12 protein-coding genes are annotated in these 13,435 nt (G+C 56.5%); 5 read left to right on the plus strand and 7 right to left on the minus strand.

Annotation, left to right across the window (positions count from 1 at the left end; all coding sequences use genetic code 11):
* Positions 1-43 precede the first annotated feature (43 nt).
* Together IPM58_14175 and IPM58_14180 are read left to right on the plus strand one after the other, a co-directional pair.
* Positions 44-754 (plus strand): hypothetical protein, encoded by a 711-nt coding sequence (locus IPM58_14175; GenBank protein ID MBK9308188.1) that lies wholly within the window; start codon positions 44-46, stop codon positions 752-754.
* Positions 755-787: 33 nt separating this feature from the next.
* Positions 788-1,600 carry a formylglycine-generating enzyme family protein gene (locus tag IPM58_14180; protein MBK9308189.1) on the plus strand — a complete coding sequence of 271 codons (813 nt, stop codon included), beginning with the start codon at positions 788-790 and terminating at the stop codon, positions 1,598-1,600.
* 657 nt (positions 1,601-2,257) lie between these two features.
* On the opposite strand, the gene IPM58_14185 is transcribed toward IPM58_14180, so the two are convergent.
* From IPM58_14185 to IPM58_14200, 4 genes are read right to left on the minus strand one after another with little or no spacing between them, the layout of a single operon-like run.
* Positions 2,258-3,094, minus strand: coding sequence for an alpha/beta fold hydrolase (locus tag IPM58_14185; GenBank protein ID MBK9308190.1), 837 nt, complete (start codon positions 3,092-3,094; stop codon positions 2,258-2,260).
* 8 nt (positions 3,095-3,102) lie between these two features.
* Positions 3,103-4,425, minus strand: a complete 1,323-nt coding sequence (locus IPM58_14190) for a hypothetical protein (protein ID MBK9308191.1) — start codon at positions 4,423-4,425, stop codon at positions 3,103-3,105.
* Positions 4,426-4,437: 12 nt separating this feature from the next.
* A complete protein-coding gene (gene thiD / locus IPM58_14195) occupies positions 4,438-5,238 on the minus strand; it encodes a bifunctional hydroxymethylpyrimidine kinase/phosphomethylpyrimidine kinase (protein MBK9308192.1) in 801 nt (266 codons plus the stop codon).
* A gap of 10 nt (positions 5,239-5,248) precedes the next feature.
* Positions 5,249-6,217, minus strand: a complete 969-nt coding sequence (locus IPM58_14200) for a hypothetical protein (protein ID MBK9308193.1) — start codon at positions 6,215-6,217, stop codon at positions 5,249-5,251.
* Positions 6,218-6,393: 176 nt separating this feature from the next.
* Here IPM58_14200 and IPM58_14205 point away from each other — a divergent pair, with 176 nt between their 5' ends.
* The 3 genes from IPM58_14205 (at position 6,394) to IPM58_14215 (ending at position 9,317) form a co-directional block, all read left to right on the plus strand.
* A complete protein-coding gene (locus tag IPM58_14205; GenBank protein MBK9308194.1) occupies positions 6,394-6,543 on the plus strand; it encodes a hypothetical protein in 150 nt (49 codons plus the stop codon).
* Positions 6,536-7,801 (plus strand): DUF2130 domain-containing protein, encoded by a 1,266-nt coding sequence (locus IPM58_14210; protein MBK9308195.1) that lies wholly within the window; start codon positions 6,536-6,538, stop codon positions 7,799-7,801. The genes IPM58_14205 and IPM58_14210 overlap by 8 nt, the downstream gene beginning before the upstream one ends.
* Positions 7,802-8,012: 211 nt before the next feature.
* Positions 8,013-9,317, plus strand: coding sequence for an ammonium transporter (locus tag IPM58_14215; GenBank protein MBK9308196.1), 1,305 nt, complete (start codon positions 8,013-8,015; stop codon positions 9,315-9,317).
* Between the two features lie 127 nt (positions 9,318-9,444).
* Here the strand turns inward: IPM58_14215 and IPM58_14220 are convergent, their stop codons facing one another.
* From IPM58_14220 to IPM58_14230, 3 genes are read right to left on the minus strand one after another with little or no spacing between them, the layout of a single operon-like run.
* On the minus strand, positions 9,445-10,332 hold the full coding sequence (locus IPM58_14220; GenBank protein ID MBK9308197.1) for a mechanosensitive ion channel family protein: 888 nt from the start codon (positions 10,330-10,332) through the stop codon (positions 9,445-9,447).
* Between the two features lie 12 nt (positions 10,333-10,344).
* Positions 10,345-11,598 carry an outer membrane beta-barrel protein gene (locus IPM58_14225; protein ID MBK9308198.1) on the minus strand — a complete coding sequence of 418 codons (1,254 nt, stop codon included), beginning with the start codon at positions 11,596-11,598 and terminating at the stop codon, positions 10,345-10,347.
* The gene (locus tag IPM58_14230; GenBank protein ID MBK9308199.1) at positions 11,595-13,382 is read right to left on the minus strand and encodes a sodium-coupled transporter; all 1,788 of its coding nucleotides are present in this window, start codon (positions 13,380-13,382) and stop codon (positions 11,595-11,597) included. The genes IPM58_14225 and IPM58_14230 overlap by 4 nt, the downstream gene beginning before the upstream one ends.
* Between the last annotated feature and the right edge of the window lie 53 nt (positions 13,383-13,435).

A 13,435-nucleotide genomic window follows, 5' to 3' on the forward strand; every position in this document is an offset into this window, starting at 1 on the left:
AGCCTCTTGTGCGAACCCAGCCGATTCGATTACTGTCACCCTCATGGAAGGCCAAACCAACGAACCGACAACCTCGGATGAGACGTCCGACAAGATCGTCATCTATTGGGAGCGGGAATACTCGACCGCCTTTCCGCCGGAGCGGCTGAAGCTGGACTTTCACCCCCATCGGCCGATGTTGAGCAACATGACGTTGGATGAGCAGCGGGCGCTTGCCGCCGGCGGCTACAAGGTGTTGCCGGATGACTGTGGGCCGGTGCGAACGGTGGGCAACTATGGCTGGCTCATCCGCTGTCCGGCGGACGTGAAATTGCGCCGCACCGCCGAGGGTGTTCGGTGGCAATCGCCTCAGATCCTGCCGGAAGAGCGACTCCTCGGGTACAAGACCTTTTCCGGCATGTATGTCGATGTGATTCTGAACAGCGGCTACCCAAAACTCTGTTGCGGAGTTCGTCTCTATTATCCGAAGCATGTCGGCTTGATGATGAAGGATATGCCCAATCACTTTTATCACTACCCGGAACGGACCTTCACCGTGTGGGAAGGGATCAAGACGCAGGAGTACAAGCGCACCCCGAATCAGTATGCGTGGTTGCCGGACTACGAAGCCTTCACCGCCAACTTTCTCCTGCAGCTTCACAAGCCCACCTCGATCAAGCGTGGTGATCCGATCGGGATCATCTTGCCCGTTCTCTTGCCAAGACAGTTTGTGCTGGAGGAAATTCAGCACCCGCCTGCTTCGGGATCTGAGTGAGTGTGTCGGGGGCAGTTAAGGTGTGATCGCGCAATGATGCGGATTCTACAAGTCCTCATCGTGTTGAGCGTCCTATGGGACCCTCTACTGGTTCCAGGCCAGTTAGAGCGCCTGAAGAAATTCAAGCATGTCGGCGCGGGTGTCACCGACACACCGATGATCGAGATCCCGGCCGGACAATTCCTCATGGGGCTTGATGGGGTTCAGGCGTTGGAGGATGAGCGACCGGCACATCGCGTCTGGCTCGATGCCTTTCAGATCGATCAATATGAGGTCACGACGGCTGAGTATGCAGAGTTCCTTCGTACAGGACAGCAACCACCTCCTTGGCAATGGGAGACCGTGGCACTTGCTCGTCATGGTGATCGACCGGTCATCGGCGTGAGCTGGCATGATGCGGAGGCCTATTGCCGGTGGAAGGACAAACGACTCCCGACCGAAGCCGAATGGGAAAAATCAGCGCGCGGCACCGATGGACGGTCCTATCCCTGGGGCAGTCAGACGCCGACGAACCAACGTGCCAACTTTGCGCTTGGCGCGCGGTTTAGTTATGACGGTGTGCTTTCGCCGGTGCAATCACATCCTCGTGGCAGAAGCCCGTTTGGTCTCCATCATATGGCGGGGAATGTGTATGAATGGGTTCAGGACTGGTATGCGATCGACTCTTACGACAGCTCACCGGATCCAAGCCCAACCGGGCCGGTACAGGGTCAATTCAAAGTAGTGCGCGGCGGTTCGTGGTCGGATCTGCCGAAGTATCTCCTCACCTATGGGCGATTCAAGCTCTCTCCAGATACCCGCAACAGCTATACGGGGTTTCGCTGTGCAAGATCCATCACTCAGTAGCTGCTGATCAGGGACATGACAGGGTATCAGGTGCCGGTGTCGTGGTGGCGACCTGAACTCAGGGCTTTGCCGAGGTTGAGGCATCGCCAAGTCGTGGGGCATTCGAAGGGAGTCTGTCATTGGGTTGGGGAGCCGTCAAGGGCGGCACCGTCGGCCTCTTCACCAACTTGTGACGGAATGAGGATGGTGGCGTCGAGGGTAAAACCAAGTTTGGATCCGGACGGGAGTGGCTGGTGGCTGAATCGAGTGTCGCGGCTGGTCTGGGCTGGAATGTAGGTCTATGAATCAAGCTGTGACGGCCACTCTTCACTGTTTCGGCACTCAGGATACTTGCACACAACACGAGCATGACCGTCGCCACCGAGCCGATGAAGATGTGCTTAGAATGAAGCATTGTGATCATGTCCTGTGGATCAGCGTACACGCGAGATCACGGTAGTACGCAACCGGTATGCCAAAGAGGAAGACGAGGCTTGGTAGGGGGACACCTTCTCATAAGGTCGCATTGCACCAGGTTTCTGTCGGATAGTGAACGTCTACTGGACGGTTAGGACGGGTAGGTTGTACCAAATGGCATTTCCAGACCGAACCACTTGGAACAGGCTGGAGCGAGGCCACTTCTTGTGGAGCCATGTCAGGTTGGTCCGGACTGGCTGGTTAGCGCTGTGTGGAGGTGAGGTGCCGGGTCAACCAGTCCGCAATGACCTGGGTCATGCGGATGAAATCCTGACCCTTGGTGAACTGATGATCGGCGCCGGGGACCAGCTCGAGGTGTTTCTTGACTCGTAACGCTTCGTACAGCTGTCGACTTTGATGAAGCGGGACATGTTCATCCTGGTCTCCTTGGACGATCACCGTGGGCACCGTGATGGATCGAGCGGGATCGTAGGCAATCTGTCGCAGGCAATCGTCATAAAAAGCATACTGTAGTTTCACTCGGTCAGGACCGCCCATGATATTGGGAATCGTGTCGGTTGCCTTCCACTGCGCCATGCCCTCCTCTCCAAACTCCAACCGTAGCTCTTCCGCGAAATCCACCACCGGGCATTTGAGCGCGAGGCACGTGAGGTCCGCACGTTGTGAAGCAGTGAGTATCGAAACCAGGCCGCCAAAACTCGATCCCATCAAACCGATATGCCGAAACCCTTTCTGCTGCATCAAATCGATCGCTGCGATGGCCTGTTCGACGGCCACGGTGACGGTGATCTGATCGAACGGCCCCTCGCTTTCCGCCTGCCCAAAGAAATCAAAGCGAAAGGTAGCGATGTTTTGCTCTATGAGCATTCGAGTCAGGGCGTTGTTCGTCGAGCTTGTTTTTGACGAAAGAAAACCGTGACACAGCACTGCGATCTTATCCGTTTCTCTGCTGGGTTTGGTCAAGATAGCGGCCACTCGATGGCTGTGGGAATCAAGAAATGAGAATCGTTCTTCCATGGTCGGATTGTAACAGAATCCGATGGCGTGGTCAGGTGGGAGACCAGGGGAGAGGCTCATTCATACTGTCAGCTTGGAGTTGCCGTCGGACTCGACTCATGGTGGGAGGCAAGGTGCTTAGGTTGTTTGGACACCATGGCGGTCAGCTTGACCGCGAAGAGAAGAAAGCTGGCCAATAACAGAACGACACATGTCCACATCGTTGTGTGGATATAGATCGAGCTCAGCGGGACATTCCAGGTGAGGGTCGCCAAGATACCGATCCCCATCGTTCCGAGAGAAAGCGTGGCAATCTGTATGGATCTCCAACGATTCATGATGGCGGCGAGTTGATCACAGTAGAGAGTACGTTTCTTGTGACCGGCGACGCGACGGGCGGCAAGGGCTATGGGAAGAAGATGAGAGCATGTACCCATGGTCGCGTTCATGATGAAGCCGACGAATGCCATATGGGTGTAGGCAACCAGGTGGAGTGTGCCGTATGGCAACACCGGGGGGCTGGACCAGTTGTTCGCTCCGATCAGGATACCAAGCAGGACGGTGAACAGGAGAAAGAAGCTCGAGACCAGGAGATGGTCCGATGCGGCGCTTCCGGTGTGGGCGGAGGAGAGCCACGTTCCGAACAGGTTGCCGATCAGGAGTCCAACGCTCACGAATAAAACGGCACCAGCCAGCATTTCAACCGGAACGGATGAATTCAAAAATCCACCGATCAGGGCGACCACTCCCATCGCCAGGAAGATGGTCGTGAACCGTACCAGCCTCGGGTGTGCGAGCGTCGTGCTCCAGACGGTCGGCAGGATCTGGTGCATCATGTGGATGAGGGCCAATGTCGCAAACCCGAGCACGACAAGATGGATGTGCGCAAGCCGTACATAACCGTGGTGTTCTGGGAAAACCCCGAACGCCATGAGCGCTCCGCAGATCGATCCGCCGACAAGGCCGAAGAACAGGAGCGCGATGTACCACGATGGGCCGAACGACCAGTTCCAGGTCGGCCTGGCACCCGTCCATATGCCGCGGATGAGAGCGAGAACCCCGGCAATCACGACGAGGCCGGCGATACCCACAACCAGATCGCGATGCAACCAAAAGCCGACGAGCATCACGATTACGCCGCCGTTTAATGCCCAGAATGTGAAGGGGCGAGCGTCTGATCCTAGGTTGGCTTTCGACTCAGGTGGAGCGACGAGCAAAAGAAGCCCGCCGAGAATAATCTGCGCCACTCCGCCGATCAGCGTTGCATGAACGTGGAGTGACCGTACCCATGACGGCAGTGGAGTACCACGGACCAACCCGATAAGGATCGCCAACCCAAGCATGGAGCCGAGGGTGAGCCAGGTAAAACCTGTCAGGCAGAATGTAAGAGGCGAAGAGTCCCGTGCGCGCATCCGGTTCGTCCCCTAGCGCTCCAAGAAATAAAAATGATCGGTGGGACCCTGTCCGTGGCCGATGGCGAGGCCATGTCGAATCGCTTCCGTGACATATGATTTTGCTGCCTGCGCGGAATCCAAGACGGAACGCCCGCGAGCCAGATGCGCCGCCAGGGCAGAGGCGAAGGTGCAACCGGTGCCGTGGGTGTGGCGTGTCTCAATGAACTCCCCCTTCAACACGTTGAAGAACCGTCCGTCGTACAGCAAGTCGGTCGCCCGTTCCTCGAGGAGATGACCACCTTTGATCAGGACGTGCGCACATCCGAATTGGTGAATCACCTTCGCTGCTCGTCGTGCATCGGCTAATGATCGTATCTCAATTCCTGACAGTTGCTGGGCCTCATGCACATTGGGCGTCACGATCAAGGCAAGTGGAAGCAGCTTCGTTTTGACGGCTTGGACAGCCTCCGGTTGCAACAGGGGATGGCCGCTCTTGGAGATCATGACCGGATCCACGACGAGGTTGGCGACTTTCTGAGGAGTCAGTATGCGTACGACGACCTCGACGATGGCGGAAGACGACAACATGCCGGTCTTGACGGCAGCCACGTCGAAATCGTCGAAGACGGCGTCGAGTTGCGACGCAATGATCGCAGCAGGCAGTTCGAACACATCTGTCACTTCCTCGGTATTTTGAGCCGTGACGGCTGTGATCACAGACATGGCAAAGACACCGTTCGCGGACATCGCCTTGAGATCGGCCTGAATTCCTGCGCCTCCGCCGGAGTCCGATCCGGCAACGGTGAGTACTTGCTTCAGCGTAGTCGGCATGACGGTCTTTCTAAGGCGACTTTTCCGAGGAACCCGATGTGGGGCCGAGCGTCAATCCATCAATCGTGAAGGACGCATGTCGCCTTGGTAACTTTTCGTAAAAGTGAAAGGTGAACTGTGTGCTCGGCTCACCCGCTGATGCGGTGAAGATGAGGACGGCCCGTCGTTTCCGGTTAGGTGATAATTCGAGGCCACGCGTACAGAGACCTTCTCGATTGTCTTCGACTGCCTGGCGCCAGATCGTGCCATGTTCATCTTTCAGAACCGTCTCGTGCAACTGACACAGAAGCTTCAGGTCGCGCGGCGAATGGTTTTCAATCGTGGCATCCAACGTCACTCGACCCTGTCGCTTGTCGATCGTCGTCACGACAAACTCGTAGGACTCGTTCCGATGAGTCCCCAAGCCGATCGGAGGCGGAAGCTCACGAAGGTTTTCTGCGACGACTTCCGGCTGCGACGACGCCTCTTTTTTAGAGAACGAATTCAAGAGGCCTGTTTTCGGTAACGTCGCTCGCGCGGCGCCGATGGGCTGGCCGTTCGAAGGATTGATCAGCTTAGCGGTGACCTGCAGGCCGTCAGGAGTCTCGATCGAGACTCCGCTGACGAAGGCGTCGGCGCGGATTGCTTTTGCCACACGCTGGGCCGCCTTCGTATGGTCGGAGTCGATCTGATCGACGTGGAGTTGCTTCAGCGTGGAGTTGATCAGTGTTCGATCGACGATCGTCAATTCTCCTGCCAGCATGAGCTGAGTCCCGAGCTCCTCGGCAAGGAACGGTCCGACTTTTGTGGGTTGCCCTTCGGCGTCTGTGAAATCGAGAATAGCCAGACGTTGCTTCTTGGCCTTTGTCGCGGCTTCGGTGATGGCGTCGGCTAATTGTTTGAGGGTGTCTTCATAACTAGCGCCGGCCCATGACGCGGTCGGATGAGGAAGTGTCGACAAGAGGGAGACGAGCAGTATGAGAGGGCGGATCATAGCCATTGAGATGATGCCATTATACTCAGGGCCGAGCGAGAGTCTAGTAGCGTCAGAAAACAGCGACGCTCTGGCATCGTTTCGACGTGCACGAGTATTCCTAGATGATTTCCAAGACATAAACCGGTATCTTCATCCCTCGACCTACGTAATGCGGAACATCGAGGTAAGGAGGTTCCTTCATGGCGAAGAGTAAAAAGTATCGGGGCGAGGTGCCTTTGCATGATCGATACGGGCCGGAGGCGAAATACGCGGTCGAAGCCGAGGCGCTGCTCCCGGCGCCATCCAACAAGACGAAAGGACTTCCTCCTATGATGATGTCTCATGGCTGAACCAACGATCATCTGCCCCAGTTGTAAGACTGAAATCAAACTCACGGAATCCCTTGCGGCACCGCTCATTGAATCGACACGTCATGAGTATGAAACGCGGTTGGCCCAGAAAGATGCCGATGTGGCCAAGCGCGATACGGCTTTGCGGGAGCGGGAAGAAGCCCTCTCCAAGGCGCAGCACACGCTCGATGCCCAGGTCGAAGCAAAACTTCATGTCGAGCGCGCCAAGATTACGGCCGAGGAAGCCAAAAAAGCCAAGCTCGCCTTACAGAATGATCTCGATCAAAAAGCACAAGAAGTCATGGATCTTCAGGAAGTCATTAAGCAGCGGGAAGCTAAATTGGCCGACGCGCAGAAAGCACAAGCGGATCTCTTGCGTAAGCAGCGCGAGTTGGACGATGCCAAGCGTGAACTCGAATTGACCGTTGAAAAACGGGTGCAAGAGGGATTGGCGGCGACCAGGGAACAAGCCAAGAAAGAAGCGGAAGACGGGCTCAAGCTCAAAGTCCTTGAGAAAGAGCAAACCATCACCTCGATGCAGAGGCAGATCGAAGAGTTGAAGCGAAAGGCCGAACAAGGGTCACAGCAGCTTCAGGGGGAAGTCCAGGAATTGGAATTAGAGGCATTGTTACGGGAGAAGTTTCCGTGGGACACGATTGATCCCGTTCCCAAAGGCGAACACGGCGGGGATGCGCTGCAGCGTGTTGTGGGCTCTCATGGGCAGCCCTGCGGGACAATCATTTGGGAGTCGAAGCGGACCAAGAACTGGAGCGACGGATGGCTGGTCAAGCTCCGTGAAGATCAGCGGACTGCCAAGGCTGAGATGGCGGTCATCGTGAGTCAGTCGCTTCCTAAAGACGTTGAGACATTCGGTCTGGTCGATCACGTGTGGGTGACTCACACGAAGACCGTGTTCCCATTGGCACTCGCACTCCGCCAGACCCTTATCGAAGTCGCCTCATCACGACAAGCGTCCGAGGGCCAACAAACCAAAACAGAAATGATCTACCAATATTTGACCGGGCCCCGCTTTCGGCATCGAGTCGAAGCCATCGTCGAAGCGTTCTCGACGATGAAGGAAGACCTTGATAAAGAGAAGAAGGCGATCACCAAACAATGGGCCAAGCGGGAGGAACAGATCGACCGGGTGATGCAGGCGACGGCGGGGATGTATGGAGACCTTCAGGGAATCGCCGGAAAAACCATTCAAGAGATCGAGGGACTGGAGCTTCCCGCACTCGGTCCTCCCACCTCCTAATCCACAGGATAGAGATAGAGTGCGAGAATAGAAACCGGCATTTCTTACGGTTTAGCGCCTATTTAGCCGGACTTTCTCCGACTCCCAACGCCAGGAAGCTTGCGAGCCCTGCTCGTATCCTCCAGACGGAGTTTGACAAGAGCGCTGAGGAGTGGGGTACACTGCGCCCCCAGAGTCTCCCTACATACTCCCACTGCCCAAGGAGGCATCCATGCGGAACAGCTTCTGGTTGAAGGTGCTCAGCGCAGCAAGTCTCTGTCTTCTGTGTGTCACAAGTTGGGCCGGTGCCGAAGAACCGGCGGGTGCCGTGAATGAAGCGCGCCTGGTTGCGCAATACAACTACTCGATTCACATCCTGGCCATGTTGGTGGTGGGGTTCGGATTTCTCATGGTGTTCGTCAGGCGGTACGGCTTCGGCGCGACGACCGGCACCTATCTCGTGGTCGCAACCGGATTACCGCTGTATATGGTGCTCCGCGCGAACGGAGTGGTGGGACATGAGATCAAGGCCCATTCGGTTGAAACACTGATGTTGGCTGAATTCTCCGTCGCGACGGCGTTGATTGCGATGGGAGCGGTGCTCGGCCGTTTACGCGTGTTTCAATACGCCTTACTCACCCTGTTGCTCGTGCCGCTCTACGCACTCAATGAATATGTCGTGCTGGACAACGGCTTGGGGCTCACGAAAGGGTTTCAAGATTCAGCCGGCTCGATCGTGATTCACGCCTTCGGTGCGTATTTTGGCTTGGCCGCGTCTCTGGTCCTGACGACCGCGCAGCAACGTAGTCAGCCGATCGAATCCGATCCGACCTCCGATCGATTCGCCATGCTCGGATCGATGGTGCTCTGGTTGTTCTGGCCAAGCTTCGCGACGGCGATCGTGCCGTTTGAGGAAATGCCGCAGACGATCGTGAACACTATTCTGGCCTTGAGCGGGGCGACGCTCGCCACCTACTTCCTCAGCACGTATTTTCATCATGGCAAGACGTCGATGGTGGATATGGCGAACGCTGCATTGGCCGGCGGGGTCTCGATCGGCTCGACCTGTAACCTGGTGAGTCCGGTCGGGGCTTTCTCGATCGGGTTGCTCGCCGGTGCCTTGTCCGTCATCGGGTTTGTGTTTATCCTTCCCGTGCTTGAATCCAAGATCAAGCTGATCGATACCTGTGGCGTCCACAACCTGCATGGAATGCCGGGCTTGCTCGGGGGACTCTGTGCCATCGTTGTCGTACCCGGCATTGCCGGCGTGCAGCTGACCGGTATTGCCTTGACGCTCGTCATTGCGGTGGTCGGTGGAGTGATCGCTGGTGCGGTGATCAGGGCGACCGGTACGACCGAACAGGCCTATGAAGACTGCCATGAGTTTTCCCACGTGCCGGGTCCGGAGAGTGAACGGAGGGTTGAAGAGATGGCGTTGGGCGCCAAAGCCGATATCGAAGTGTTACAGAAAGAACTGCTGGCTCGGGCTGCGTCAAAAATGCGATCGGGGAAGGAAGAGGCAAGCCCGACTGCGTAATCTACAAGCTGGAGATTTCGAGGGGGGACGACCTGTACATCTGTCACGCATCGGTCGAGTGCCACTGCGTTGTAGACTGCCAGGGTCGTCCGTTTCCCTTCGGCACATGAGGCGGGTAGCCGTTTCTTTAGCCGGATGACATCTGCCGCACGTTGAGTGTTCCGCTCTTGATGTGGAGATCCCGCTGCGGAAAGGGGATCTCGATGCCCTGCTCTTTGAATGCCCGGCTGATCGCGAAATACAATTCACTCCGCAACACGCCGGGCACCGTCGAAAAGTCCCTCGTCCATACGCGAAGCACGAAGTTCAACGCACTGTCGCCGAATGAGTCGAAGAGCACGGAAGGTCCCGGTTCTTTCAGGACTCCAGGGTGAGCCCTCGCCACCTCGAGCAGTACGCTGCGGACTTGCTCGGGATCTGAGCCATACGATACCCCGACCGGAAAGTTAAACCGCACATTCCGGTTCGTATAGCTCCAGTTGACGACCTTCGAGGAGATGAAATCGGCGTTCGGGACAATGATTGCGATGTTGTCGTTCGTCACGATCGTGGTCGCGCGCGGCGAGATATTGATGACATCGCCGTTGACGTTGCCCACTTCGATGCGGTCTCCGACCTTGATCGGTCGTTCCAGCAAGAGAATGATCCCACTCACGAAGTTGTTCGTCACACCCTGGAGGCCGAATCCGACGCCGATGCCTAATGCGCCGAAGAGAACAGTCAAGGAGCTCAGGTTGATACCGGCTGTTTGGAGAATGATGATCAGACCTAAGGCCAGGAAGACCATGCGCACGATGTTGCCGACCGCGTGCCTGACACCCAGGTCGACCTGGCTGCGCACGAGCAGTCCTTCGACGATCCAGGTTTTCAGTTTACCGGTGATATAGAAGAGCGAGACGACCAATACCGTCAGATACAGCATCGTGCCCAGCGTGATCGTCGTGTCTCCGATCGAATACAGAGGAATTTTCGTGAACGTCCCGAACGGTTCTAAGAGGTCAAAGATCCGATCCATGGCTACTCCGTTCTAACTGGCTGAATGGTCGAAAAACCAGATCAACGAAAAGAACACGAGATGTTGTCCCGGAGTCACTCCGATCCTCCCGGGACCGATGAAGTCTCCTGTGAAGAAGCCGCCCTCTGCACCGCGCGAGTCGTCGTAACGATGCTCAAGTCTACTAAGGAAGGTATGAAGACCCATACGCCACCTGTATTCACCCGTCGACGTGATGGCCGTGATGAATTGTTCGGCGCCGGTGATTCTCGCGTTACGATCCCAATAGAACTCAGGACGGAACGCGACGCTCCAGGGACCGCTGATATTCCAGCCGGCGAAGAGGGCAGCTGCCGTCCAAACGGTGGGAGGATGGCCTGGAAGCTCGGCCGCGTTTTCGGTACCGATGTCGTAGGCTGCAGCAACAATGACCGGTCCGTCATTCCACTCCACGATGCTGTTTGAGAAAAAGCGCCAGAATTCGACAGCCGTGTTCGACTGATCAGGGCCATAATACAGATTTTCGGTCAATGTCAGCCGACTAGTGAGCTTCCAGACGACTTGCGTGCCATAGCTGGGTTGATTGTTAATGTGGGAGAGATAGTTGTATCCGTTGATGACATAGAATCCGAGCTGCACGTCCGCATTAACCGGATAGGTCGCCCCGAGCCCAAAAATGAAATAGGGCGAATTATCAGCCATGTAGGTTCGAGTGTAGTTTAAATTGTACCGTGAATAGATCGATTGATAGCCGATGTAGCTGTTAAAGAGACCGGCCGTGACCTTCAATCCGTTGCGGATCGGCACAAGAAACGAGATATTGGCACGAGAGAAGTGCTGGAGCTGATTCGCATGGTCGATCGGTCTATCCCGGCCTGGGATTGCGGGAGGAGCGAGGCCGTCTGTGTCGTTCCCTTCTTGTAGACCGAACTCCAGTCCCCAGCGCGACCGTTCGGTCGCATCCTTTCTGATGTACCCGACCACCATGTTGAGCGCCGGTTCATTGACGTTGGGCGTTGTGGTTTTGGAGCGCCACAGGTGATTCTCCGGAAAGTTGGAGTCGATCACATAGCTCAGGTCGATAGATCCTCCATAATGCCAGTCATTGATACCTGAGTCAGTCTCGGCTGCGAAGCCTGATAGGGGCAGAGTCCAGATCGCGAACGCCAGGGCTATGAGCTGGAAAGTCTCAGTTCTCCTCATTATAGGGCCACCCCGCCTCTTGTCGGTGTCTTTCCTGGTATCACATTGCGTTACTGTTGAGTCGATTCTGTGGTCTTTGTTCATGTGGGCTGGAACGGCCAGAAGATGGGAATGAAGATAGTGGCTAGAATCCAGAACAGGAGATTCAGAGGAGCGCCGACACGGAGAAAATCAGTAAACGTGTATTGGCCTGGTCCATAGATCAACGTGTTTGTTTGGTAGCCTACGGGAGTCATGAAACTGGCCGAGGCGGCGAACGTGATAGCCATGAGAAACGGTCGGGGATCCACCTCGAGTGACTGAGCGGCGGCGATGGCGATGGGTGTGAGGAGCGCGGCGGTGGCGTTGTTCGACATGGCCTCCGTAAGCAGCGAGGTGATGAGATAGAAGGCCGATACAAGCGCGATGGGACCCCAGAGCCCGACCGTCGCAAGCAGCCAGTTCGATAACAACAGGGCTGTTCCGGTCTTTTCAAGTGCGACCCCCAACGTCAGCACTCCGGCGAGCAGAAAAATGATTTTCCATTCGACCGCCTGATACGCTTCTTCCATGGTCAGACAGCCTGTCAGGATGAGCAGTGCACAGCCGCTGATGGCACTGATGACGATGGGAACGACATTGAGTGCCGCTGCACCTACCACGGCGGCGATAATGGCCAGGGCGGTCAGGAGTTTTTGGGTTCGAAACGTTGAAAGGCCGACATCCGACAGCATGACGAAAGCAGGACTGTCTCTCAGCCGCTTGAACGAATCGGTTCGCACTTTGAGCAAGAGCATGTCGCCGCCTCGCAGGATGCGCGTATTGAGATTCTCGTGCACGAGTTCGCCGTGATGACGGATGGCTAGAACGGTGGCACCGAAATTGTCCTTAAATCGGATGCCGCTGACGGATCGGCCGTCCAACACTGAATAGGGTGCTACAACAGCTTCCATCAGCCGGGTCTCGTCGGATTCCAAATCCTTATCGCGCCACTGCATCTCGGATTTCAGCGTGATCCCCTCCCGCTCCTGAAGGCGCGTGATTTGTGCGGCGTTACACCGGACAAGCAGAATGTCGTCGGCTTGCAACATCGTGTGGGGGCCGGGAAATTGCAATCGACCCGCGTGGCGCCGGACCTCTAGAATTTCGAGGTCGATATCCTTCCCGAGCGGAGCATCGGCGATCGTTGTGCCGACGGATTGGGCCTCAGGAAGCAGCACGATTTCCGTCAGATACTCACCCATGGCGAACCGTTGCGTCAGGTCGTCTTCCATTCGGCGGTCCGGGATCATTCGCGAGCCGACGACGAGCATGTACACCGTCCCTCCGAAGAAGAAGACCAGCCCGAGTTGCGTCATTTCAAACATGCCAAGTCCGGGCTGCCCATACCGTTCGGCGATGGAGCTGACCAGGATATTGGTCGAGCTCCCGATCAGTGTACAGACGCCTCCGAACATGGATGCGAATGACAGGGGCATGAGGAGTTTGGAAGGGGCCATGCGCATGTTCCGCGCCGTTTCCATGACGACCGGCAGGAGCATGGCGACGGCAGCGGTATTGTTGATGAAAGCAGAGATGGCGCCGATACCCGTCATCATCGCGAGCGTCATGATCCTCGAACCATACCGGCTGAGTTTGTGTAAGCCCGCCCCGAGCATATTCACGGCGCCGCTCTTAAACAGTCCGGCGCTCAACACCAGCATCGCACCGACGGTGACGGTCGCGGGATTACTGAATCCCGAAAGGCCTTCCTCCGGTGTGATGATTCGGCTCATCATCAGTGTGGCGATGATGGTCAGCGCCACCAGATCCAGCGGGACCTTCTCGGTGATGAATAAGATCACCGCAGACAGCATGACGATGAGCACGAGGGCCATCTCAACGGTCATAGGCACGCTCCATACGGAGGGCGACCGTCACTGCGGCTTGCGCACGGAGGGTG

Origin of the sequence: Nitrospira sp. (assembly GCA_016715825.1) — a bacterium.
Lineage (GTDB): Bacteria > Nitrospirota > Nitrospiria > Nitrospirales > Nitrospiraceae > Nitrospira_D.